The organism is Brevundimonas pondensis (assembly GCF_017487345.1).
In the GTDB taxonomy this organism is placed as follows: domain Bacteria; phylum Pseudomonadota; class Alphaproteobacteria; order Caulobacterales; family Caulobacteraceae; genus Brevundimonas; species Brevundimonas pondensis.
This window is the reverse complement of record NZ_CP062006.1, coordinates 2,386,235-2,407,908: the sequence shown is the minus strand read 5'-3', so window position 1 is coordinate 2,407,908 and position 21,674 is coordinate 2,386,235. Positions and strand designations below refer to the sequence as shown.

Annotated in this window: 19 protein-coding genes, 1 tRNA gene and 1 other RNA gene; 17 read left to right on the top strand and 4 right to left on the bottom strand. The window is 68.8% G+C overall.

Translation table 11 applies throughout. The features are described 5' to 3' along the window. Positions 1 to 49: 49 nt before the first annotated feature. From IFE19_RS12000 to IFE19_RS11990, 3 genes are all read right to left on the bottom strand, one after another. Complete coding sequence (locus IFE19_RS12000; protein ID WP_225910262.1) at positions 50 to 2,113, bottom strand: capsular polysaccharide biosynthesis protein; 2,064 nt, start codon at positions 2,111 to 2,113, stop codon at positions 50 to 52. Between the two features lie 71 nt (positions 2,114 to 2,184). Beyond that, complete coding sequence (locus IFE19_RS11995; RefSeq protein WP_207822620.1) at positions 2,185 to 3,006, bottom strand: HpcH/HpaI aldolase/citrate lyase family protein; 822 nt, start codon at positions 3,004 to 3,006, stop codon at positions 2,185 to 2,187. Further along, a complete protein-coding gene (locus IFE19_RS11990) occupies positions 3,003 to 3,497 on the bottom strand; it encodes a GAF domain-containing protein (protein WP_207822618.1) in 495 nt (164 codons plus the stop codon). Before IFE19_RS11990 ends, IFE19_RS11995 begins: the two co-directional genes overlap by 4 nt. Before the next feature lie 171 nt (positions 3,498 to 3,668). Here IFE19_RS11990 and IFE19_RS11985 point away from each other — a divergent pair, with 171 nt between their 5' ends. Next, positions 3,669 to 3,848 (top strand): hypothetical protein, encoded by a 180-nt coding sequence (locus IFE19_RS11985; RefSeq protein ID WP_207822616.1) that lies wholly within the window; start codon positions 3,669 to 3,671, stop codon positions 3,846 to 3,848. Positions 3,849 to 3,969: 121 nt separating this feature from the next. Here the strand turns inward: IFE19_RS11985 and IFE19_RS11980 are convergent. Beyond that, a tRNA-Ile gene (locus IFE19_RS11980) sits at positions 3,970 to 4,045 on the bottom strand. Positions 4,046 to 4,232: 187 nt separating this feature from the next. Here IFE19_RS11980 and IFE19_RS11975 point away from each other — a divergent pair. The 16 genes from IFE19_RS11975 to IFE19_RS11900 all read left to right on the top strand — a co-directional run bounded on the left by IFE19_RS11975 (position 4,233) and on the right by IFE19_RS11900 (position 21,617). Then, positions 4,233 to 4,982: an SIMPL domain-containing protein gene (locus IFE19_RS11975; RefSeq protein ID WP_207822614.1), complete on the top strand. Its 750-nt coding sequence runs from the start codon at positions 4,233 to 4,235 to the stop codon at positions 4,980 to 4,982. A 148-nt stretch (positions 4,983 to 5,130) separates the two neighbouring features. Beyond that, positions 5,131 to 6,918 carry a signal peptide peptidase SppA gene (gene sppA / locus IFE19_RS11970; RefSeq protein ID WP_207822612.1) on the top strand — a complete coding sequence of 596 codons (1,788 nt, stop codon included), beginning with the start codon at positions 5,131 to 5,133 and terminating at the stop codon, positions 6,916 to 6,918. Positions 6,919 to 7,030: 112 nt separating this feature from the next. Next, positions 7,031 to 7,354, top strand: a complete 324-nt coding sequence (locus tag IFE19_RS11965) for a hypothetical protein (protein WP_225910261.1) — start codon at positions 7,031 to 7,033, stop codon at positions 7,352 to 7,354. Between the two features lie 9 nt (positions 7,355 to 7,363). Beyond that, the gene (locus IFE19_RS11960) at positions 7,364 to 8,125 is read left to right on the top strand and encodes a peptidoglycan recognition protein family protein (RefSeq protein ID WP_207822608.1); all 762 of its coding nucleotides are present in this window, start codon (positions 7,364 to 7,366) and stop codon (positions 8,123 to 8,125) included. A 32-nt stretch (positions 8,126 to 8,157) separates the two neighbouring features. Continuing rightward, an RNA gene (rnpB, locus tag IFE19_RS11955) (RNase P RNA component class A) lies at positions 8,158 to 8,534 on the top strand. Positions 8,535 to 9,044: 510 nt separating this feature from the next. After that, positions 9,045 to 9,521 carry a division/cell wall cluster transcriptional repressor MraZ gene (locus IFE19_RS11950; RefSeq protein ID WP_207822606.1) on the top strand — a complete coding sequence of 159 codons (477 nt, stop codon included), beginning with the start codon at positions 9,045 to 9,047 and terminating at the stop codon, positions 9,519 to 9,521. Then, the gene (gene rsmH / locus IFE19_RS11945; protein WP_207822604.1) at positions 9,518 to 10,480 is read left to right on the top strand and encodes a 16S rRNA (cytosine(1402)-N(4))-methyltransferase RsmH; all 963 of its coding nucleotides are present in this window, start codon (positions 9,518 to 9,520) and stop codon (positions 10,478 to 10,480) included. Before IFE19_RS11950 ends, rsmH begins: the two co-directional genes overlap by 4 nt. Further along, complete coding sequence (gene ftsL / locus IFE19_RS11940; RefSeq protein ID WP_207822601.1) at positions 10,477 to 10,863, top strand: cell division protein FtsL; 387 nt, start codon at positions 10,477 to 10,479, stop codon at positions 10,861 to 10,863. Before rsmH ends, ftsL begins: the two co-directional genes overlap by 4 nt. Positions 10,864 to 10,883: 20 nt before the next feature. Further along, positions 10,884 to 12,665 carry a peptidoglycan D,D-transpeptidase FtsI family protein gene (locus IFE19_RS11935; RefSeq protein WP_225910500.1) on the top strand — a complete coding sequence of 594 codons (1,782 nt, stop codon included), beginning with the start codon at positions 10,884 to 10,886 and terminating at the stop codon, positions 12,663 to 12,665. Next, positions 12,662 to 14,122, top strand: a complete 1,461-nt coding sequence (locus tag IFE19_RS11930; RefSeq protein WP_207822598.1) for a UDP-N-acetylmuramoyl-L-alanyl-D-glutamate--2,6-diaminopimelate ligase — start codon at positions 12,662 to 12,664, stop codon at positions 14,120 to 14,122. The genes IFE19_RS11935 and IFE19_RS11930 overlap by 4 nt, the downstream gene beginning before the upstream one ends. Further along, complete coding sequence (locus IFE19_RS11925; RefSeq protein ID WP_207822595.1) at positions 14,115 to 15,557, top strand: UDP-N-acetylmuramoyl-tripeptide--D-alanyl-D-alanine ligase; 1,443 nt, start codon at positions 14,115 to 14,117, stop codon at positions 15,555 to 15,557. Before IFE19_RS11930 ends, IFE19_RS11925 begins: the two co-directional genes overlap by 8 nt. A 10-nt stretch (positions 15,558 to 15,567) precedes the next feature. Next, positions 15,568 to 16,677, top strand: a complete 1,110-nt coding sequence (mraY, locus tag IFE19_RS11920) for a phospho-N-acetylmuramoyl-pentapeptide-transferase (protein WP_207822593.1) — start codon at positions 15,568 to 15,570, stop codon at positions 16,675 to 16,677. A 4-nt stretch (positions 16,678 to 16,681) separates the two neighbouring features. Continuing rightward, positions 16,682 to 18,166 carry a UDP-N-acetylmuramoyl-L-alanine--D-glutamate ligase gene (murD, locus tag IFE19_RS11915; protein ID WP_207822591.1) on the top strand — a complete coding sequence of 495 codons (1,485 nt, stop codon included), beginning with the start codon at positions 16,682 to 16,684 and terminating at the stop codon, positions 18,164 to 18,166. Continuing rightward, the gene (locus IFE19_RS11910; RefSeq protein ID WP_207822589.1) at positions 18,163 to 19,344 is read left to right on the top strand and encodes an FtsW/RodA/SpoVE family cell cycle protein; all 1,182 of its coding nucleotides are present in this window, start codon (positions 18,163 to 18,165) and stop codon (positions 19,342 to 19,344) included. Before murD ends, IFE19_RS11910 begins: the two co-directional genes overlap by 4 nt. Before the next feature lie 13 nt (positions 19,345 to 19,357). After that, positions 19,358 to 20,443, top strand: a complete 1,086-nt coding sequence (gene murG / locus IFE19_RS11905; RefSeq protein ID WP_207822586.1) for an undecaprenyldiphospho-muramoylpentapeptide beta-N-acetylglucosaminyltransferase — start codon at positions 19,358 to 19,360, stop codon at positions 20,441 to 20,443. Positions 20,444 to 20,492: 49 nt separating this feature from the next. Further along, positions 20,493 to 21,617, top strand: coding sequence for a mechanosensitive ion channel family protein (locus IFE19_RS11900; RefSeq protein WP_207822584.1), 1,125 nt, complete (start codon positions 20,493 to 20,495; stop codon positions 21,615 to 21,617). Positions 21,618 to 21,674: the final 57 nt, after the last annotated feature.

Below are 21,674 nucleotides of genomic sequence, written 5' to 3'. Positions count from 1 at the left end.
GCCCGGCGCCTCGTTGAATGAGGGGCGTCCGTTGCGATGACGAACCCCCTCAATAGGCCGGTGGAAGGCTGCGGTCGAGACTGGCCTTGATGCCACGCCACCAGCGATTGATCCGCCCACGCGGCGGCGCGGGCAGGGGATGGTCGCGCGCGGCGATCAGGGCCTCGACCAGATCCTCGGCCTCGCACGGCCAGCCGTTTGGCGTGACATAGACCGGATAGCCGATCAGGGCGGCGTGGATCAGGCTCTGCAAGCTGGCGCGGCGGGAGCGGTGCTCGAACGTCAGCCGGTCGTCGGTCAGGCCCCACCCCGCATAGAAGGGGCGGCCATAGACGCTGACCGGCTTGCCCCGCATCAGGGCCTCGAACCCGGTCAGCGAGGTCAGCGTCGCCAGCCGGTCGCAGGCGTTCAGGCAGTCGATGATGTCGAGGTCGTCAGCCGAAGCGTCGACCTCCTCCATCGCCGCATGGTCCAGCAGGCCGGGGCGGTTGCCCGCCGTCACGTCCGGGTGGTTGCGATAGATCAGGAAGGCGTCCGGATGATCCGCCCGCGCCGCCTTCACTAGGCCGGAGTTGGTGCGCAGGTCAGGCCCGCAGCCCATCATGATCGAGCGGTCGTTTTCGACCTGACCCACGACCAGCAGGATGGGCCTGTCTTTCGGCCAGGATGCCGGGACGCCCGCCCCCTTCAGATTGTATTTCGACAGGCCCGCCTCGACCACGCGGGCGCGCAAGCGCTCGGCCCGCGCCGCCTGATCCGGCGAGGGCTCGCCCGCCTCGATCAGGCTTTCCAGACGGCTGGGCCGGGTCGGGTCGTAATAGACGCCCTGATCGTCCAGCGCGACCGACAGGGCGCCGAAGAAGTCGGAGCCCAGGCCGCGCGAGCGGATGAAGCCGTCCTCCATCCGCACGACGGGGCCTTCAAAGGCGTCGGCGGCGGCGCGGATCTGCGGCGTCTCCTTGCCGGCCCACCAGATCAGCTTGCCGCCCGTCGCCCGCGCATGGGCGACGGCGGCGCCGGAGCGCCAGAAATAGCGGACGCGGCTCTTGGGCGAGTTCAGCAGGCGGCGCACCGGCGGCCGCTTGGCCGGGGCGAAGCCGACGGCGGCGAAGGCGCCCGCCAGCCGGTCGGCCCGGTCGCGCAGGGCGATCAGCCGTTCCAGCGCCTGTTCCGCCTCGCATCGCTGGCCTGTCACCGGATCGACATAGCGGCTGTAGGCGATCAGCGCCGCCGCCGCGATCTGCTCCAGATCGCGCGCCTCGCCGCGCCGTCCGGTCTCGACCGCATCCGTCGTCAGGCCCCAGCCGGAATAGAAGGGGGCGCCGAAGCAGCGCACCGGCAGGCCGCGCAACAGAGCCTCGAACCCCAGGGCCGAGGTCACGACATAGACCGCGTCCACCGCCGCCAGCAGGTCGGCGGGCCGCACATCCGTGTCAATCAGGGTGACGCCGTCCAGTTCGTCGGCGGGGATACAGCCCTGCTTGCGCCCCGCCGCCACCGCCGGGTGGCGCTTGACGATCAGCTGGGCGTCCGGCTCGTCGCGCCGCGCCGTCGCCAGCATATCCGAGAAGCTGGCCTCATTGGCCAGTCCATAGCCGATGGAGGCGTCGCCGAAGGTCTGATCCACGATCAGCACCCGGCGGCCGGGCTTCAGCAGGCCGGGGTCCAGCGGCCCGCCCATATTGGTTTTGGACACGCCGGAGGCGACGATGCGGTCGATCAGGCCGCGCGCACGGGCCTTCATGGCGTCATCGCACCAGTCGGGCGCGGTCTGGATCAGATGCTCCAACCGACTGGGTCGGGTGGCGTCGTAATAGACACCCAGATCATCGACGATCAGGCTGAGGCTGGTCGCGCCGCTCTCGCCGATGCCGACCGAGCGCAGGAAGCCGTCTTCCAGCGCCACATAGGGTTTGCCGTGTTTCGCCGCCCAGCGCCGGCCCGCCTCCGCCGTCGGCTTCATGCCCCAGCCGAGGACGGCCTCGATCGACGATCCGGGCAGGGCGGACAGGTCGTAATCAGGCAGGAAGGCGGACAGGAACGGCACCTTCAACACCCCCGGCGCACAGACCCAGGCGCGGGTTTTCGGCAGGGGTGGAAGCGGTGCGGTCATGGGGGTTGTCTAGGTTGAACGCGAGCGGCGCGCCACCCCGCACTTCCTTCTCCCTCAAGGGGAGAAGGAAGTTAGAGGACGGACAGCAAATCCTGCGCCTGATGCAGGTGCAGCCGCTCCACCATCTCGCCCTCGACGCGGATGACGCCCAGCCCGGCGGCCTCGGGCGCGGCGAAGGCGGCGACGACCTTGCGCGCCCATTCGATCTCGTCGGACGAGGGACCGAACGCCGCGTTGGCGCCCTCGATCTGCGAAGGGTGGATCAGGCTCTTGCCGTCGAAGCCGTACAACCTGCCTTGCGCGCACTCGGCCGCAAACCCCGCCTCGTCCTTGATGCGGTTGAACACGCCGTCGATGACGCTCAGGCCATTGGCGCGGCCGTGGGCCACGACCGCCGCCAGCCAGGGCTTCAGCGGCTCCCGGTCCGCCGAGGCGCCCGTCCTCAGATCCTTGGCCAGATCATTGACGCCCAGCATCAGGCCGCTCAGCGCCCCGTCCGCCTCGGCGATGTCTTTCAGGTCCACCAGGGCGCGCGGCGTCTCGATCATGGCCCACAGATCTGCGTCGGGGCGAAGCGCCGCCGACAGGGCATGGACCATGGTCGCGCTCTCGACCTTGGGCGCGACGATCAGATCGACAGGCGCATCCCGCAGGGCCTTCAGGTCGTCGGCTCCCCAGGCCGTGTCCAGGCCGTTGATCCGCACGCCGAGGCGCGGGCCGAAGCCGCCTTCGCGCGCTGCTACGATCGCCGCCGCGCGGGCCTCTGCCTTCATTTCCGGGGCGACCGCGTCCTCGAGGTCCAGAATCGCCACGTCGCAGCCCAGGCCGCGCGCCTTTTCTACGGCGCGCGCGTTGGAGGCGGGCAGGTAGAGGACGCTGCGGGCGCGCCTCATGCGGTGAAGACCCCGGCCATCAGACGTTCCAGCGCCGCGGCGTCCACGGCGTCGAAGGCGGCCTTCTCGGTTGCGTCCACGTCCAGAACGGCGATCAGCTCGCCCGCCGCGTCCAGCACCGGTACGACGATCTCGCTGGCCGATCGGCTGTCGCAGGCGATGTGGCCGGGGAAGGCGTGGACGTCTTCGACCACCTGGGTCAGCCGGTCGCGCGCCGCCGCGCCGCAGACGCCGCGCCCGAAGGGAATGCGCAGGCAGCCCAGCGTTCCCTGATAGGGGCCGACCACAAGTTCCTCGGGCTTGGCCTCGTCCACGACGTAGAAGCCGGTCCAGAAGAAGACGGGAAAGGCGTCAGCCAGCATCGAGGCCACGGTCGCCATCCGTGCTGTCCGGTTCGGTTCGCCATCCAGCACCGCCAGAATCTCGGCCTCGACTTCGGCGTAGCGTTCGGCCTTGTCGGCGGGGCGGTCGTCGCGGGCGACATAGGACATGGCGGCTCTCCTTCTCGAGACCGCCATATAGGCTGCGGCCTTGCTGTACAAAGGGGCGGGCGCTGCGGATCGAGAAAATAGAACAAAGAGCGAACAATTGACTTGAGAGTGTCACGAGCCGTGCGTAGCTTCCTTCATGCCTGTCTCGGCGGGCTGTTTCGGGAGAGTGGGATGAGCAGTGCATCGCAGGCGGACGAGAACTTCGCTCGGCAACTGGCGTGGCTGGATCGCGAATTGGCCCTGAAGGTCGAAGAGGCTCGCGCCGGCGATCCCGGCAACCGGGCTCTGGCCGTGGGTTTGTTGATCGGCCTGGTCGCAGGCATGACGCGAGGCGGATCGACCTCGTCATGAGCATGATGCCTAAGGTGTCGCTGGAGCGTCTGCTGGAGGGCGTCGACTGGTCGCGCTGTTCCGGCCGCGAGCTGCACCGACTGGCCGAAGGCGCGGCCCAGGCGGCTGTGCGACAAGAAAGTGGTAGGCCCGGAGGGACTCGAACCCCCAACCAGACCGTTATGAGCGGTCGGCTCTAACCATTGAGCTACAGGCCCCCGAAGCAGGGAGGACGTGCCTAGCAGGGGATGCGTCCGCTGCAAAGCCGCCCCGGACCTGTCGTGCTTTTCATGCTGATGAACGGAACCTGCACGGGGGTCTTTTGCGTTCGTTCAGCTTGAAACGGCCAAGGTAGGGTCGTGGCTGGCGAAGACGCTTGGCCGATTGATTTCGACGGAGACTATGATGACCCGCACCGCACGCGCCCTGATGCTGGGCACGGCCCTGATGACTCTGGCGGTTCCCGCCATCGCCTCCGCCCAGACGGGCGCTTCTCCGATGCAGGTGCACGCCATGGCGCAACAACCCGCCCTCAACCTGTCTGCCTTTGGCGAGGTCAAGGTCGCCCCGGATCAGGCCACGATCAACTTCGGCGTCGTCACCGAGGCCGCCACGGCCCAGGAAGCCATGACCCAGAACGCCCAGCAGATGACGCGCGTCGTCGCCGCCCTGCGCCGCGCCGGTATCGCTGAGCGCGACATCCAGACTTCGGGCCTGAACCTGTCGGCGCAGTACGACTATCAGCAGAACGAGCCGCCCAAGCTGCGCGGCTATCAGGCCCAGAACCGCGTCACCGTCGTTATCAACGACCTGACCAAGGTCGGAACGACCGCCGACGCCGTGGTCGCGGCGGGCGTCAACCAGATCGACGGCATCAGTTTTGGCCTGAAGGACGCCAAGGCCGCCGAGGACCAGGCCCGTCAGCTGGCCGTGCGCGCCCTGCAGGACAAGGCGCGTCTCTACGCCCAGGCCCTGGGCGTCCAGTTGGGCGGGGTCCGCACCCTGACCGAGGGCGGCGGCTATATGCCGGAGCCGCCGCGTCCCATGTACGCTCGCGCCATGGCCATGGACGCCGGCGGCGCCTCGACCCCGGTCTCGGCTGGCGAACTGACGGTCCGTATCGACATCAGCGGAACCTACGACATCGGCCGCTGATCGGCTGAGCGATCAGACGGGGAGGGCTCGCCGGCGACGGCGGGCCCTTTTCCCATTTCATTACCGCGCCTTCATTTGACGCTGTCCGCACGCGCCCTATGCTCGCGGCAGGCCGCGCGTGGCCACTGACGGGACGGCCGCCTTTTTCATGAAACAGTTCTTCCTGACCATGCTCGGCGTTTTCGCCGGGCTCGTGGCCTTCTTCATCGTCCTGCCGATCGCGGCGCTTCTGTTCTTCGCCGCCGCCGCGGGCGCCTCCAAACCGACCACGCCTGCCAATTCGGTGCTGGAACTGGACCTGCGCGAGGGCCTGACCGACCAGCAGCCGACCAATCCTTTCGCCGCCTTCAGCGGTTCGGGCCTGTCGGTGATCCACATCGTCGACACCCTGGCTCAGGCCGAGAAGGACGACAGCGTCAAGGTTCTGCTGGTCCGCGCGCCGGAAGGCGGCATGAACCCTGCCGCCGCTGACGAGGTGCGTCAAGCGATCAACCGCTTCCGCGCCTCGGGCAAGACGGTTATCGCCCACAGCCAGGGCTTCATGCCGATCGGCGCGGTGGTGTCCAGCTATATGGTCGCGGCCAGCGCTGACCAGCTGTGGATGCAGAACACCGCCAGCTTCCAGGCGGTCGGCCTGTCCAGCGACAGCCTGTTCCTGGGGCGCGCCTTCCAGAAATACGGCGTCAAGCCCGAGTTCGAGCAGCGTTACGAGTACAAGAACGCCGTCAACGAATACACGCAGAGCGACTACACCGGCCCGCACCGCGAGGCGATGACGGCCTGGATGACCTCCATCTACGACAGCGCCCTGGCCAATGTGGCGCGCGACCGCAAGGCCACGCCCGAGGCGCTGAAGGCGACCATCGAGGCCGGTCCCTATTCCGCCGAACAGGCCCTGTCGCTGAAGCTGGTCGACAAGATCGGGCAGGTCGAGGAAGCCGAAGCCGCCGCCAAGGCCAAGGCTGGCAAGGACGCCAAGATTATCAAGTTCGGCGACTATGCCGCGTTGCAGGGCGCGCGTAACGGCTCGGGCAAGTCGGCCATCGCCATCGTGGGCGGCGAGGGCGCCATCACGACCGGGCGCGGCCAGAGCGCCTCGCCCTTCGGCTCGGGCTCGGACATCCGCTCGGACGACACGGCCAGGGCCATCTACGACGCCATCGAGGACAAGGCGGTGAAGGCTATCGTCTTCCGTGTCTCGTCGCCGGGCGGCTCGCCTGAGGCGTCCGAACAGATCCTGGCCGCCGTGCGCGCAGCCAGGGCGGCGGGCAAGCCGGTGGTGGTGTCCATGGGCGCCTATGCCGCCTCGGGCGGCTACTGGATCAGTTCGGAAGCCGACTGGATCGTCGCCCAGCCCTCGACCCTGACCGGCTCCATCGGCGTCTTCGGCGGCAAGTTCGTGCTGGCCGACGCCCTGGGCCGTTTCGGTCTCGACATGCGCGGCCTGTCGGTCGGCGGCGACTACGCCGACGCCTTCTCGCCGGTGCAGGGCTTTGATCAGGGCCAGCGCGCCGCCTTCGCCGCCTCGATGGATCGGACCTACGAGGAATTCGTCGCCCGCGTCTCGATCGGTCGCAAGTTGCCCGTCGAGCGGGTGCGCGAAATCGCCAGGGGCCGCGTCTGGACCGGGGCCCAGGCCAAGGGCCTGGGTCTGGTCGATGAACTGGGCGGTTTGAACGAGGCCATCATCAAGGCTCGCAAGCTGGCCAATATCCCGACCAGCGAGTCGGTCCGCTTCAAGCGATTCCCCACGCCGCAGTCGCCGTGGGAGGCACTGGCCAGCGCCTTCGGCGCTTCGGGCCAAGCGGCTGACGCCATGATCTCGGTCGGGCGCGTCATGGGCGATCCGGCGGCCCAGGCCATGCTGAATCGGGTCGAGGCCGAGCGCCTGCGCAGCCGCGGCGCGGTGGTGCTGGCCGACCAGCCGGCATTTTGATGGCGAAAATCCTGACTGATGCGTGATGTCGCAGTCCATTGACCGTTCAGGTCGATGGACCGACATTGGGTTTCAGGCGTTCCTTCATCGGCGCGCCGCGAAAGGCAGTTCCATGATCCAGTCCGACCCCTTTGTTCAGATCGGCCTCAACGCCCGACGTCGCACCGGCGGCGGCTTGCTGGCGCCCTTCGTCTGGCTCGGCGGTCTGATCGCCACGGCCTTGGCCGTGACCGTTGGCGCAGTCCTGGCCGTCCTGACCGCAGCCGCCGTGGCGGTGATCGCCCTGATCGCCGGCGTGGTGGTCTTCTTCGCCGGCTTCGCCTTCCGCGCCCGGCGCGCCCGCGCCGCCACGGCCCGTCGTGACGAGGGCGTGATCGACGCCCAGAAGGTCGGCGACACCTGGGTCGCTTATGGCTGGGAACGCGAAGGGCGCTGATCGGGCGCCATGCTGAACTTCATCGACGCCCCGTCGCCCAACTTCAACGCCCGGCGCGGCCCGCCGGACATGCTGGTCCTGCACTACACCGGGATGCAGACGGCGGACGAAGCCGTCGCTCGGCTGCGCGATCCGGTCGCCGAGGTCTCGGCCCATTACGTCGTGAATGAAAACGGCGTTATTCTGCGGCTCGTGCCGGAGGAGCGCCGCGCCTGGCACGCCGGTCGGGGCGTCTGGCAGGGCGAAACCGACGTCAACGCCGCCTCGATCGGCATTGAGATCGTCAATCCGGGCCATGAGTTCGGCTATCGCGCCTTCCCGGAAGCCCAGATTGCGGCGGTGATCGAACTGGTCGCTGACATTCGCTCGCGCTGGACCATTCCCGACGCCCGTATCATCGGCCATTCCGACACGGCGCCGGACCGCAAGCAGGACCCGGGCGAGCTGTTTCCATGGAAACGTCTGGCCGAGGCCGGGCATGGTCTGTGGTTCGATCCCGCGCCCGAGCGCGTCGCCGCCCTGGGCGCCGACCTGTCGCCGGGCGACGAGGGGCTGGGCGTCATCGTCCTGCGCTCGGGCCTGCACCGGCTGGGTTACGGTCTGAAGCCGGGCGGCGACTACGACGACGAAACCCGCCTGACCGTCGAGGCTTTCCAGCGTCACTGGCGGCCCGACCGTATCGACGGGATCGCCGACGGCGAGACCCGCGCCCGCCTGGTGGGCCTGCTTCAGTTGGCCTCGGCCGAGAGCGTTACCGGCGTTCTGGATTGACGCGCGGGCCGTTCGCGCGCACTTAGCCCCCGCCAGACGGCCGGGCGGTCGCGGCGAGAGCTTGCTCTTGTCGAGGAAAGTCCGGGCTCCACGGTGAAGAGGCGGCGGGTAACTCCCGCCCGGGGCGACCCGAGGGACAGCGCCACAGAAAGCAAACCGCCTGGGCTCCGGCCCGGGGAAGGGTGAAAGGGTGGGGTAAGAGCCCACCGCGTCGGCGGCAACGTCGGCGGCATGGCAAGCCCCGCCTGGAGCAAGACCGAATAGGGACGTCGCGCGGTTTCGGCCGCAGGGTTCACCGCCCGAGACGTCCGGGTAGGTCGCGAGAACCGCTCAGCAATGGGCGGTCCAGAGGAATGATCGTCGCCGCTTTCGGGCGGAACAGAACCCGGCTTACAGGCCGTCTGGCGTTTTTGTTTGGGCCTACCGGCCTTCGGCCTACTTGAGGCCCGTTCAGCTTCTCCCTCTCCCGGCGGGAGAGGGCTTGAGCCTCGGAGAGCGAAGCGATCCGCAAGGCGAAAGGGTGAGGGGCCGCGCTGTCAGTCGGCGGAAGCCGCAGCGCGACGGCTCACGCCGACGGCGCCCGAGCAACCCTCATCCGGTCCTGCGGACCACCTTCTCCCATCGGGAGAAGGGACGAACCGTTGCCTTCAGGGCTCGCCATTAACCCCTGCGTTGAAAACATGGCGGAAAAAGCCGTCCACAGGCTGTGAATACTCTTGATGTTGCTTGTATGTTCTCATTTTACACTTGGTTTCAGGTTCGGCGAACTGCAAATTTGGTTAAAGGGTGTCAACTAATCCCATTGAGACCCATCTGATCCCATGCTATCCCACAACCTCATGAGTAGGGGCTGTCGCCCGACGCGTGGTGTCATCAACGGATTTCAGGGGCGGGCCGAGGGGCTCGATTGGGGCAGGGCGTGTTTCTCTCGACCTATGAGAAGCAGCTGGACGGCAAGCGCCGTCTCCTGATCCCTCAGGAATTCCGCACGGCTGAAAACGGCGCTGAACACGGCGTCTTCTGCTTCCCCTCCATCGAAGCCGACTGCCTGGAAGCGGGCGGCGACAAGCTGTTCGCCGAATACCGCGCCGTCATCGAAAGCCTGCCCTTCGGCGATCCCTATCGTTCGGCGCTGGAAGCCTCGATCTTCGGCGAGCAGAAGCCGCTGTCCTATGACTCGGCGGGCCGCATCACCCTGCCGGAGCACCTGTGCGCCGAGGTCGACCTGTCGGACACGGTCGTCATCTACGGCGTCGGCGAGCGCTTCCAGATCTGGAACAAGGACAAGTGGGCCGCGCACCGCGCCGAGCAACGCCGCATGGCGCGTGAAGGCCTGAAACAGTTCGGTGAAATGCGCCGTCAGGCTTCGGCGGTGAAGGCCGGGGGCGCGGCATGACGTCTCCACACGCCCCCGTCCTGCTGGCCGAAGTCCTCGAAACCCTGAATCCGCAGCCCGGCGACGTCGTCATCGACGCCACCTTCGGCGCTGGCGGCTACACCCGCGCCATTTTGGAACGCGGCGCTCAGGTTATCGGTCTGGACCGTGATCCGACCGTCCAGCCGCACGCGGACGCGGTCGCCGCCGCCTATTCCGGCCAGTTCCAGCTGATCCGCACGCCTTTCGCCGGTCTGGCTGAAGCTTTCGCCGAGAGCGGCAAGGCGCAGCTGAACGGCGCGGTCTTCGACATCGGCGTCTCGTCGATGCAGCTGGATCAGGTCGAGCGCGGCTTCTCCTTCATGCGTGACGGGCCGCTGGACATGCGCATGGGCGATACGGGGCCGACCGCCGCCGACATCGTCAACACCTGGGATCACGGGCCGCTGGCCCATATCTTCAAGCAGTACGGCGACGAGCGTCAGTCGGGCCGGGTGGCGACCGCCATCCTGCGCCGCCGCCTCGAGCAGCCCTTCAGCCGCACCCTGGATCTGGCGGAGGTGGTTGAAAAGGCTCTGGGCGGTCGTCGCGGCGCGCCGATCCATCCCGCGACCCGCGTCTTCCAGGCCCTGCGCATCGCCGTCAACGACGAGCTGGGCCAGCTAGAGCGCGGTCTGGAAGCGGCCGAGGCGACTCTGGCGCCCGGCGGGCGTCTGGTCGTCGTCACCTTCCACTCGCTGGAAGACCGCATCGTCAAAGCTTTCCTGACCGAGCGCACCGGCAACGCGCCGGGCGGTTCGCGTCACGCCCCGGTCGCGGTCGAAACCCGCAAGCCCAGCTTCGACCTGATGTTCAAGGGCGCGCGTGAGGCCGGCGAGGCCGAACTGGCCGCCAACCCTCGCGCCCGCTCGGCCCGGCTGCGCGCCGCCGTCCGCACCGAGGCTCCGGCCTGGGGCGCGATTGGAGGGAAGCGGTCATGATCGCCGTTCCCGTTCCGGTGAAGCGCCTGTTCGACTGGAAGGTCCGCGGCGTGCGCTGCGTCGAGATCATCGGCGTGGTCTGCGTCGCCGCCTTGGTCTTCTCGGTCTACATCGCCAAGGCCGCCGCCGCTCGCGAAAGCGCCGAGATCAGCCGCATCGAGGGCGATATCCGCGAGAACCGCGAGCGCGTCCGCCTGCTGCGCGCCGAGGCGACCCGGCTGGAGCAGCCCGCGCGGCTGGAGGCCTTGTCGCGTGAAATCGGCCTCGGTCCCGTCGACGTGAAGAAGCAGGCGGTCGAGACCGGTCTGCCCGCCATCGCCCCGCCACCTGCGGTCGCCGCCGCGCCCGCTGTTGAACCCGTCGCCGGGGAGAGCCTGCATTGAGCGTGCATGATCACCACGGCATGGACTATCGCCGCCCCGCGCCGGGCCGCCAGCAGCCGCGCCCGCAGGGCCCATCGGTCGGCGGCCTTTTCGCCGCCTGGGGCCGCTGGGTCGCCAACTGTGTCTGGTGGCTGGAGCACTCGTTCGAGCGCGCCCGCGCCGACGGCCGTCCGGAAGAAGACACCCGCGTCCGCATCTTCCTGATCCTGGCGGTCTTTTCGGCCGTCTTCGCCTGCCTGGCTCTGGGCGCGGCCCACGCCGCCCTGTTCGCGCCGCGCGGCGGCTCGGGCGTGGGCTTCAACCCCAACGCCCTGACGCGCGCCGATCTGGTGGATCGCAACGGCCAGCTGCTGGCCACCAACATCACTCACTACGGCCTCTATATCGACCCGCGCGAGATCTGGGACCCGGCTTCCGCCAAGGCCCAGCTGCGCCGCGCCCTGCCGCGCGTCTCGGCCAAGCGTCTGGATCGCGTGTTGGACGGCGAGCGTCGCCTGCTGGTGCTGAACGGCCTGACCCCGTCCGAGCGCGGCGCGGTGCACGCCCTGGCCCTGGGCGGCGTCTCGTTCGAGCCCGAGGATCGTCGCGTCTATCCTCTGGGCACCTCGGCGGCCCACCTGATCGGCCGCGCCGACACGGGCGGCGAGGGCGTGTCGGGCTCCGAACTGGCCTTCAATCAGGAAATCCGCGCGGCGGGTGCCGCCGGCGAGGACTTCCAACTGTCGATCGACCTGCGGGTGCAGGGCGTGGTCGAGAATGAACTGGCCGCCGCCGCCGAGGCCGCCGGGGCCAAGGGCGCGGTCGCCGTGGTCACCGACGTCCAGACCGGCGAAGTCCTGGCCATGGCCAGCTGGCCGACCTACGACGCCAACCGCCGCAACAGCGCGCCGGAAGAGGCGACGCTGAACCGCGTCACCTCGGGCCACTATGAAATGGGTTCGGTGTTCAAGAGCTTCACTGTCGCCGCCGGCATCGACACGGGCCGCGCCGACATGAACACCCTGTTCGACGCCTCCCAGGCCCTGCAGATCGGCAAGCGCCGCATCAAGGACTTCCACGCCACCAACAAGGTGCTGACGCTGGAGGAAGTCTATCTGCACTCGTCCAATATCGGCACCTCGCGTCTGGCCGTCGAAATGGGCGGCGACGTGATGCGCGACTACTTCCAGCGGCTGGGCCTGTTGGACGCCGCGCCGATCGAGTTGAAGGAATCGGCCCGTCCGTCACACGTGCGCAAGTGGGACGACAGCACCCTGGCCTCGCTGTCCTTCGGCTACGGCATCATGGTCACGCCGATCCAGTACGTGGCCGCCTACGCCTCGCTGGCCAACGGCGGGCGCTATGTGCCCCTGACCCTGCGCAAGGGCGGTCTGCCCAACGCCCGCACGCGTCAGGTCGTCTCGCCCGAGACCTCGGCCACCATGCTGGACTTGATGCGCCGCAACGTGACGCGCGGTTCGGGCCGCTTCGCTGACGCCCCTGGCCTGCGGGTCGGCGGCAAGACGGGTTCGGCCAACAAGCTGGTCAACGGCCGCTATGATCCGACCCACGCCGTCGGCTCCTTCGCCGCCGTCTTCCCCGCCGACGGTCCGGTGACGGCCAAGCGCTATACGATCTTCGTTCTGGTGGACGAGCCGTCCTCCTATCCGCGCACCGGCGGCTATGTCGCCGCGCCCGCCGTCGGCAAGATCGCCGACCGCATCGCGCCTTTCCTCGGCGTCGAGCGCAAGGCCGACCGCTGGTCCACCGCTCTGGGCGAAAAGATCCCCGAGTTCCAGGACGTCGAGGGCGACGGCCGATGAGCGCGCTTCGTCTTTCTGAACTGCTGCGTCGCGACGTCAGCTCGGACCCCGAGATCACCTCGGTGACGTCCGACAGCCGCAAGGTCGCGCCGGGCGCCCTGTTCGTCGCCCTGCCGGGCTCGGCGGCGGACGGCCGCGCCTTTATCCCGCAAGCCCTGGCTCGGGGCGCCGCCGCCATTCTGGCCCCGTCCGACACCCCGGCCGGCGCCGCGCCCCTGCTAGTCACCTCGGGTGACGTGCACCGAGCCTATGCGCTTGCCGCACGCAGCTTCTACGGCGCACAGCCCAAGACCTGCGTCGCCATCACCGGCACCAACGGCAAGACCTCGGTCGCCAACTTCTGCCGCCAGATCTGGGCCGGCCTCGGCCACAAGTCGGCCAGCATGGGCACGCTGGGCGTGGTCGGTCAGAAGGGCGACAAGACCTACGCCCTGACCGGCCCCGGTCTGACCAGCCCCGACGCCGCCGATGCCGCCCGCCTGCTGGCCGAACTGGCCGCCAAGGAGGTGACCCATCTCGCGCTCGAGGCCTCGTCGCACGGCATCGAGCAGCGTCGTCTGGACGGGGTGGCCATCCGCGCTGCGGGCTTCACCAACCTGACCCAGGACCATCTCGACTATCACGGCACCATGGCCGAGTACCGCGCCGCCAAGCTGCGCCTGTTCGAAGCCTTGCTGCCGCGCGGCCGCACCGCCGTCCTGAACGCCGACTCCGACGCCTATTCGGCCTTCGCCTCGGCTTCGATCATGGCCGGACTGGGCGTCATGGGCGTGGGCGAGCGCGGGCGCGACCTGTCGTTGCTGGCGCGCCGGGCCACGCCGGAAGGCCAGCGCCTGACCATCGACGCGCGCGGTCGTATCCACGACGTCCTGCTGCCTCTGGCCGGCGGCTTCCAGGCCTCGAACGCGCTTGTCGCGGCGGGCCTGTGCATCGCGGGCGGCGAAGATCCCGACCGGGTCATCCCGGCCATGGCGTTCATTCGCGGCGCCCAAGGCCGTCTGCAACGCATCCCTGGCGAAGGCTCGCGTGGCGGCGAGGTCTATGTCGACTACGCCCACACGCCGGACGGTCTGGAGACGGTGCTGAACGCGCTTCGTCCCCACGCGACGGGCCGCCTGATCGTCGTCTTCGGCGCCGGCGGCGACCGCGACCGCGCCAAGCGGCCGATGATGGGCGAGATCGCCGGTCGTCTGGCCGACGTGGCCATCGTCACCGACGACAATCCGCGCTCGGAGGACCCCGCGACCATCCGCGCCCACGTCCGCGCCGGCTGCCCCGATGCGCTCGAGATCGGCGACCGCCGCGAAGCCATCCGCCACGCCGTATCGCTGATGCGCGAAGGAGATGTGGTGGTGATCGCCGGAAAAGGGCATGAACAGGGACAGATCGTCGCCGGGGTCGTGCATCCCTTCGACGACGCCACCGAAGCGACTGAAGCCCTGCGCGATCATGCCTGACACCCACACGCCGCTCTGGACCGCCGAAGCCATCGCCTCGGCGACCGGCGGCCAGCTCCACGGACCCGACGCTGACGTCGCGGGCCTGACCTACAACAGCCGTGAAATCCAGCCGGGCGGCCTCTTCCTGGCCCTGCACGGCGCGCGCGACGGGCATGAGTTCGCCGCCGCCGCCTTCGCCGCCGGCGCCACGGTCGCTCTGGTCGACCGCCCGGTCGAGGGCGGGCCCTATGTCCAGGTCCCCGACACCCTGAAGGGGCTGGAGGCCATGGGCGTCGCCGCGCGCGATCGCGCCCGTCTGCGCGGCGCCGTCACCGGCAGCGTCGGCAAGACCAGCGTGACCCAGGCGATCAAGGCCGGTCTCGATCTGGCCGGGTCCAGCCACGCCTCGATCAAGAGCTACAACAACCACATCGGCGTGCCGTTGACCCTGGCGCGGATGCCGCACGGCACCGACCGCGCTGTGTTCGAGATCGGCATGAACCATCCGGGCGAGATCGGGCCGCTGTCGGCCTTCGTCCGCCCCCACGCCGCCTGCGTCACCACGGTCGGCCCGGTCCACATTGAAGCCTTCGCCGACGGCGAGGCGGGCGTGGCGCGCGAGAAGGCGGCTATCTTCCAGGGCCTGATCCCCGGTGGGATCGCCGTGGTCAACGCCGCCGACGCCCACGCCGACATCGTGCGCCAAGGCGCGCTGGACGCCGGGGCCGTGGTCCGCACCTTCGGCCGCGAGCCGGGCTGCGACGCCCGCCTGCTGAACTTCACGCCCGACAGCGAGGGGGCGACGGTCGTCGCCGAACTGGATGGCCTGCGCATCGAATATCGACTGGCCCAGTCGGGCGTGCACTGGGGCCTGAACAGCCTGTGCGTCATCCTGATGCTGCAGGCGCTGGACGTGTCGTTGGACACCGCCTTGCAGGCTTTGGCTGGCTTCCAGCCTCTGGCCGGACGCGGGCAGATGAAGACAGTCGCCATCCCCGGCGGCGCCTTCACCCTGATCGACGAGAGCTACAACGCCAATCCCCTGTCGATGAAGGCGGGCTTCGTCAGTCTCGGCGCCAAGCCGGTCGGGCAGGGCGGTCGCCGCGTCGTCGTCCTGAGCGACATGCTGGAGCTGGGCGACCACAGCCGCGCCCTCCATGAAGGTCTGGCCCCGGCCATTGCGGCGGCGGGGCTGGACGTCGTGCACACGGCGGGCCCGCAGATGCGCCAGCTTTACGACATCCTGCCGCCGTCGCTGCGGGGCCAGTGGCGCGAAACCGCCGCCGAACTGGCCGCCGAGGCCGCCAGCCTGGTCCAGCCCGGCGACGTGGTCATGGTCAAGGGATCGAACGGGTCGCGAGCCGCGCTGGTCGCGGCCGCGCTTGCAAAACTCGGCGCCGCCGATCAAGGCAACAACCCCTCAGACAGCGGCGCGCCGCGCGCGACGCGATAGGGTCTAAAGAATGTTCTACCTGCTCTATCTCTATTACGCGGACATCGCGCAGGAATATCCGCTGCTGCACCTGATCCAGTATCAGACGGTGCGCGTCGCCCTGGCCATGGCGACGGCCATGATCGTCGCGGTCGCCATGGGCAGCCGCTTCATCAACTGGATTCGCGCCAAGCAGGGCCGGGGTCAGCCGATCCGCGAGGACGGCCCGGTTTCGCACCTGTCCAAGGTCGGCACACCGACCATGGGCGGCCTGATGATCCTGGCGGGCATCGGCGTCGCGGTCTTCCTCTGGGGCGACCTGACCAACCCCTACATCTGGATCGTCTCAGGCGTGACGGCGGCCTTCGGGGTGCTGGGCTTCATCGACGACTACGCCAAGGTGACCAAGCAGACCTCGGCGGGCCTGACATCCAAACAGAAGCTGGCGGCTCAGGCGGTCGTGGCCGTGATCGCGGGCGTGCTGACCGTGGTCTGGATGACCTATTCCCCGACCTCGCCGGGGCTGGAAACCTCGATCGCCTTCCCCTTCCTGAAGGCCATCCTGCTGAACATCGGCTGGTTCTATGTGGCCTTCGCCGCCTTCACCATCATCGGCTTCTCCAACGCCGTGAACCTGACCGACGGTCTGGACGGCCTGGCCATCGTGCCGGTGATGATGGCGGCGGGCGCCTTTGGCATCATCTCCTATCTGGTCGGCAACTTCGTCTTCGCCGAGTATCTTCAGGTCCACCATGTGCCCGGTTCGGGCGAGCTGGCCATCTTCTGCGCCGCCATGATCGGCGGCGGCATGGGCTTCCTCTGGTACAACGCCCCCCCGGCCAAGATCTTCATGGGTGACACCGGCTCGCTGGCCCTTGGCGGCGCGCTCGGCTCCATCGCCGTGGCCACCAAGCACGAGCTGGTGCTGGGCATCGTCGGCGGCCTGTTCGTGGTCGAGGCGGCCTCGGTCATGATCCAGGTCGGCTACTTCAAGCTGACCGGAAAGCGCATCTTCCTGATGGCGCCCATCCACCACCATTTCGAGAAGATGGGCTGGCCGGAATCGACCGTCGTCATCCGTTTCTGGATCGTCGCCGCCATGCTGGCGCTGCTCGGTCTGGCCACGCTGAAGCTGCGCTGATCCCATGATCCCGGTTCCCGGCTTCGAGGGCAGGCGGGTCGCGGTCTTCGGCCTGGGCCGATCCGGGATCACCGCCGCACGCGCGCTTCAGGCCGGCGGCGCCGTCCCGGTCCTGTGGGACGACGGCGTCTCGGGCCGGATGCAGGCCGAGGCCGAGGGCTTCCTGGTCGAGGACCTGACCCGCGCCGACTGGTCGGGCTTCGCCGCCCTGGTCCTGTCGCCGGGCGCGCCGCTGACCCACCCAAAGCCGCACTGGACCGTCGAGCGCGCCCATGCGGCGGGCGTGCCGGTCATCGGGGACGTCGAGCTGTTCGCTCGCGCCCTTCACGCCTTGCCTGAGGGGCGGTGCCCCCGTGTCGTCGCCATCACCGGCACCAACGGCAAGTCCACGACCACGGCCCTGATCGGCTGGGTGCTGAAGTCGGCGGGGCTGACCGTCCACATCGGCGGCAACATCGGCATCGGCGTTCTGGCCCTGCCGGCGCCGACGCAGGACGCCGTCTATGTCATCGAGGTCTCGTCCTATCAGCTGGACCTGACGACGAGCTTCGCCCCCGACGTGGCCATCCTGACCAACATCAGCCCCGACCATCTGGACCGCCACGGCGGCATGGAAGGCTATGTCGCCGCCAAGCAACGCATCTTCCAGGCGCAGGGGCCTGAGGCGTTGGCTCTGGTCGGCGTGGACGAGGCCTGGGGGCAGGGGATTGCAAACGACCTGCGCACGCAGGGGCGACGCGTCTGCACGGTTTCCACCCTCTCCGTCATCCCGGGGCCGGATGCGCAGCGTTCGGAGCCCGGGACCCAGGCGGCTGAGCCTGTCGCCGAGGCCTGGGTTCCGGGTTCGGCTGCGCCGCCCCGGAATGACGGCATTGAGGCGGCCCCCGGACTGCTGAGCCTCAACGGTCAGCTTGTCGCTAACCTTTCCGCCGCCCGCTCGCTGCCGGGACGTCACAACGCCCAGAACGCCGCCTTCGCCTATGCGGCGGCCCGCGCGCTCGGCGTGTCGCATGAGGCGGCGGTCGAGGGTCTGCTGAGCTTCCCCGGTCTGGCGCACCGCATGGAGGCCGTGGGCCGTCTCGGCGGCGTGCGCTTCATCAATGACTCCAAGGGCACCAACGCCGACGCCGCGCGTCAGGCCCTGGCCTCCTACCCCTCCGTCTTCTGGATCGCGGGCGGCAAGGCCAAGGAGGGCGGCATCGACAGCTTGCGCGACCTCTTCCCCCGCGTGACCAAGGCCTATCTGATCGGCGAGGCCGCCGACGCCTTTGCCGTCACCTTGGCCGACACCCCCCACGTCGTGGCCCACACGATGGAGCGCGCCGTCGAACTGGCCGCCGCCGACGCCGCCAAGGCCGAGGGCGAGCAGGTCGTTCTGCTGTCGCCCGCCTGCGCCAGTTTCGACCAGTTCCCCGACTTCGAGGTGCGAGGCGAAGCCTTCCGCGCCGCCGTCCTGTCGCTGGGCGCGAAAGCGGAGCCCGCCGCATGAGCCAGAGCTACAGCCACCCCTTTTCGCGCAACGATCAGAGCCTGATCGCGCGCTGGTTCTGGACCGTGGATCGCGGCCTGCTGGGCGCGGCCCTGACCCTGGTGGCGCTGGGCGTGTCGCTCAGCTTCGCCTCCAGCCCCGCAGCCATCCTGGCCGATGAATCCATCACCGATCCCTTCCACTATTCGTGGCGGATGATCGTCTGGGCCGGCATGGGTACGACCCTGATGCTGACCACTTCGCTGCTGTCGCCGCGCGGGGTCCGGCGGATCGCGGTCCTGGCCCTGTTCGGGGCCATCGTCGTCATGGCGGCTCTGCCCTTCATAGGCGACACGGTGAAGGGCGCCGCGCGCTGGGTGAACCTGGGCCCGTTCAGCCTTCAGCCGTCCGAGTTCGCCAAGCCGGGCCTCATCGTCTTCGCCGCCTGGATGTTCGCCGAGGCCCAGAAAGGGCAGGGGGTGCCGGGCGTCAGCATCGCCTTCGGCTTCTGGGCCCTGACGGTCGGCCTGCTGCTGATCCAGCCGGACATCGGCCAGACCCTGCTGATCACCACCACCTTCATGGCCGTCTTCTTCATGGCTGGGGTGCCGCTGAAATGGGTGGCCGTCATCGCCGCCATGGGCGCCGGCGGGGTGGTGTCGCTCTATTTCACCTTCAGCCACATGCGCGACCGCCTCAGCCGCTTCCTGTCGCCCGAGACGACCGACACCCATCAGATCGACAAGGCGTCCGAGGCCATCCGCGCGGGCGGTCTGGTCGGGCGCGGCATCGGTGAGGGCGTGATGAAGCGCTCGGTCCCCGACCTGCACACTGACTTCATCTATTCGGTCGGCGCCGAGGAGTTCGGTCTGGTCCTGTCGTTGATCCTGATCGGCCTCTACGCCTTCATCGTCATCCGCGGGATGAAGAAGGCGATGAAGCTGAACGACCCGTTCGAGCAGACGGCGGCGGCGGGCCTGTTCATGCTGATCGGGCTGCAGGCCTGCATCAACGTGGCGGTGAACCTGAACCTGATCCCGACCAAGGGCATGACGCTACCCTTCATCAGCTATGGCGGCTCGTCGATGATGGCCATGGGCCTGACCATGGGCTTCGCCCTGGCCCTGACGCGCCGTCGTCCGGGGGCCTATGAGCCGGGCTCCAACATCTCCCCGCCGCGCCGTCGCCTGCTGCCGTAAGAGAGTATCGTCTATGACCAAGGTTTGCGTCGTCGCCGCCGGGGGCACTGGCGGCCACATGTTCCCCGCCGAGGCTCTGGCCCGCGAACTGGCCGCGCGCGGCTGGCGCGTGGTGCTGGCCACCGACGCGCGCGGCGAGCAATACGCCCACGCCTTCCCCGCCGAGGAACGTCTGGCGCTGGACGCCGCTACCGGCAGCGGGCCCATCGGGATGCTGAAGGCGGGTCTGGCCATCTGGCGCGGCGTGGGCCAGGCCAAGTCGGCCTTTGACCGCACCGGCGCGGATGTGGTCGTCGGCTTCGGCGGCTATCCGTCGGCCCCGGCTCTGGTCGCCGCCATTCTGCAGAAGCGCCCGACCCTGATCCACGAACAGAACGCCGTGCTGGGCCGCACCAACCGGATGCTGGCCCCGCGCGTCGGCGGCGTGGCCTCGGCCTTCCCGACCCTGGGCCGCGCGCCCGAGGCGGTGAAGGCCCGCGCCCAGGTGGTCGGCAACCCGGTTCGCCCCGACATCCGCGCCCTGTTCGACCGCGCCTATGTCGCGCCCGAAGGGGACGGCCCGATCCACGTGTTGGTGACCGGCGGCAGCCAGGGCGCTCGCATCCTGTCCGAGACCGCGCCGCGCGCCCTGGCGGCCCTGCCCGAGGCCATCCGCAGCCGCCTCAAGGTGCAGCAGCAGTCGCGGCCTGAGACGCTGGAGAGCGCCCGCCAGATCTATCTGGAGGCCGGCATCGCCGCCGAGGTCGCCCCCTTCTTCCGCGACATGGCCGACCGCCTGTCGAAAGCGCATCTGGTCATCGGCCGCGCCGGGGCCTCGACCTGTTCGGAACTGGCGGTGACGGCCCTGCCGTCCGTCTTGATCCCGCTGAAGATCGCCATGGACGACCACCAGACCCTGAACGCCCGCGCCCTGTCCGAGGCCGGCGCCGCCCGCGTCATCGCCGAGGACGATCTGACGGTGGACAGCCTGACCGCCGTCCTGACCGAGGTTATGTCCGACCCGGCGGCGCTGACCGCCATGTCCGTCGCCGCCCGCTCGGTCGCCATCCCCGACGCCGCCGCGCGTCTCGCCGATCTGGTCGAAGCGGCGGCGCGCTGAAGCGCCGCATGGCCTTGGGTCGCGCAGCGAAGCTGTCTAGGCTGCGGCTATGCCCCAGTTCGTCGTCGATCTGACCAACAACGTCTTCGCCCTGTGGAACCAGTTCTACTGGTTGCCGGAATGGGCCGTGATCACGATCATCACCGCCGTCTTCGTCTTCATTGGCTGGGCGGCCAATCAGGTGGTCTTCGCCCTGCTGAAGCTGGCGGTGCGCAATCGTGACGTCTTCTGGAAGGGGATGCTGGGCCGCGCCCGGCTGAAGGTGCGGATCGCGGTGATGATCATCGCCCTGGCCCTCGCCGTCACGGTGTCGCCGCTGGACCCGGAGCCGTCGTTGTTCATCCGGCGCACCCTTTTGTTCGGCTTCATTCTGGTGTGCGGCTGGATGATCGCCGGGGCGGTCGACATGGGGGCGGTCGTCCACCTCAAGAAGTTCAACATGGACTCGGAGGACAACCTCCTGGCCCGCAAGCACGTCACCCAGACGCGCATCCTGCAAAGGGTCGCCGCCATCCTGATCGGCCTGATCACGCTCGGCTTGGCCCTGCTGACCATTCCCGGCGTGCGGCAATGGGGGCTGTCGCTGCTGGCCTCGGCGGGGGTGGTTGGCATCGTCGCCGGTCTGGCGTTGCAACCCTTCCTGACCAACCTGCTGGCCGGCATCCAGATCGCCACGGCCCAGCCCATCCGTCTGGACGACGCCGTCATCGTCGAGGGCGAATGGGGGCGGGTCGAGGAGATCACCTCGACCTATGTCGTGGTCAAGCTGTGGGACTGGCGGCGGATGATCCTGCCGCTGACCTATTTCATCCAGAAGCCGTTCCAGAACTGGACCCGCGACGACAGCCGCCTGATCGGCGTCGCCTTCCTCTATGTGGACTATGAAGCGCCCATCGATCGACTGCGGGTCAAGCTGGAAGCCATCGCCCACGCCTCGCCCCTGTGGGACGGCGACGTGGTGTCCCTGCAGGTCACCGACATCACCGCGCGGGTGGCCCAGGTTCGCTGCCTGACCAGCGCCAAGAACGCCTCGGTGGCCTTCGACCTGCGCTGCGAGGTGCGCGAGAAGATGCTGGCCTTCATGCGCGATGAATGCCCTCAGGCCCTGCCGCGGGATCGGGTGGACCTGGATCGTGCCATGCCTTCCGTCGCCGGACCCGCCGAGGGCCGCTGAACCATCTCCCGCCGTCATCCTCGCACGACGTCAGCAAGGTCGAGGCCGCCTCCACGC

Excerpts from the sequence above, each read along its gene's own strand:
- IFE19_RS12000 (WP_225910262.1), bottom strand. The coding sequence starts at position 2,113 with ATGACCGCACCGCTTCCACCCCTGCCGAAAACCCGCGCCTGGGTCTGT.
- IFE19_RS11995 (WP_207822620.1), bottom strand. The coding sequence starts at position 3,006 with ATGAGGCGCGCCCGCAGCGTCCTCTACCTGCCCGCCTCCAACGCGCGC.
- IFE19_RS11990 (WP_207822618.1), bottom strand. The coding sequence starts at position 3,497 with ATGTCCTATGTCGCCCGCGACGACCGCCCCGCCGACAAGGCCGAACGC.
- IFE19_RS11985 (WP_207822616.1), top strand. The coding sequence starts at position 3,669 with ATGAGCAGTGCATCGCAGGCGGACGAGAACTTCGCTCGGCAACTGGCG.
- IFE19_RS11975 (WP_207822614.1), top strand. The coding sequence starts at position 4,233 with ATGACCCGCACCGCACGCGCCCTGATGCTGGGCACGGCCCTGATGACT.
- sppA (WP_207822612.1), top strand. The coding sequence starts at position 5,131 with ATGAAACAGTTCTTCCTGACCATGCTCGGCGTTTTCGCCGGGCTCGTG.
- IFE19_RS11965 (WP_225910261.1), top strand. The coding sequence starts at position 7,031 with ATGATCCAGTCCGACCCCTTTGTTCAGATCGGCCTCAACGCCCGACGT.
- IFE19_RS11960 (WP_207822608.1), top strand. The coding sequence starts at position 7,364 with ATGCTGAACTTCATCGACGCCCCGTCGCCCAACTTCAACGCCCGGCGC.
- rsmH (WP_207822604.1), top strand. The coding sequence starts at position 9,518 with ATGACGTCTCCACACGCCCCCGTCCTGCTGGCCGAAGTCCTCGAAACC.
- ftsL (WP_207822601.1), top strand. The coding sequence starts at position 10,477 with ATGATCGCCGTTCCCGTTCCGGTGAAGCGCCTGTTCGACTGGAAGGTC.
- IFE19_RS11935 (WP_225910500.1), top strand. The coding sequence starts at position 10,884 with ATGGACTATCGCCGCCCCGCGCCGGGCCGCCAGCAGCCGCGCCCGCAG.
- IFE19_RS11930 (WP_207822598.1), top strand. The coding sequence starts at position 12,662 with ATGAGCGCGCTTCGTCTTTCTGAACTGCTGCGTCGCGACGTCAGCTCG.
- IFE19_RS11925 (WP_207822595.1), top strand. The coding sequence starts at position 14,115 with ATGCCTGACACCCACACGCCGCTCTGGACCGCCGAAGCCATCGCCTCG.
- mraY (WP_207822593.1), top strand. The coding sequence starts at position 15,568 with ATGTTCTACCTGCTCTATCTCTATTACGCGGACATCGCGCAGGAATAT.
- murD (WP_207822591.1), top strand. The coding sequence starts at position 16,682 with ATGATCCCGGTTCCCGGCTTCGAGGGCAGGCGGGTCGCGGTCTTCGGC.
- IFE19_RS11910 (WP_207822589.1), top strand. The coding sequence starts at position 18,163 with ATGAGCCAGAGCTACAGCCACCCCTTTTCGCGCAACGATCAGAGCCTG.
- murG (WP_207822586.1), top strand. The coding sequence starts at position 19,358 with ATGACCAAGGTTTGCGTCGTCGCCGCCGGGGGCACTGGCGGCCACATG.
- IFE19_RS11900 (WP_207822584.1), top strand. The coding sequence starts at position 20,493 with ATGCCCCAGTTCGTCGTCGATCTGACCAACAACGTCTTCGCCCTGTGG.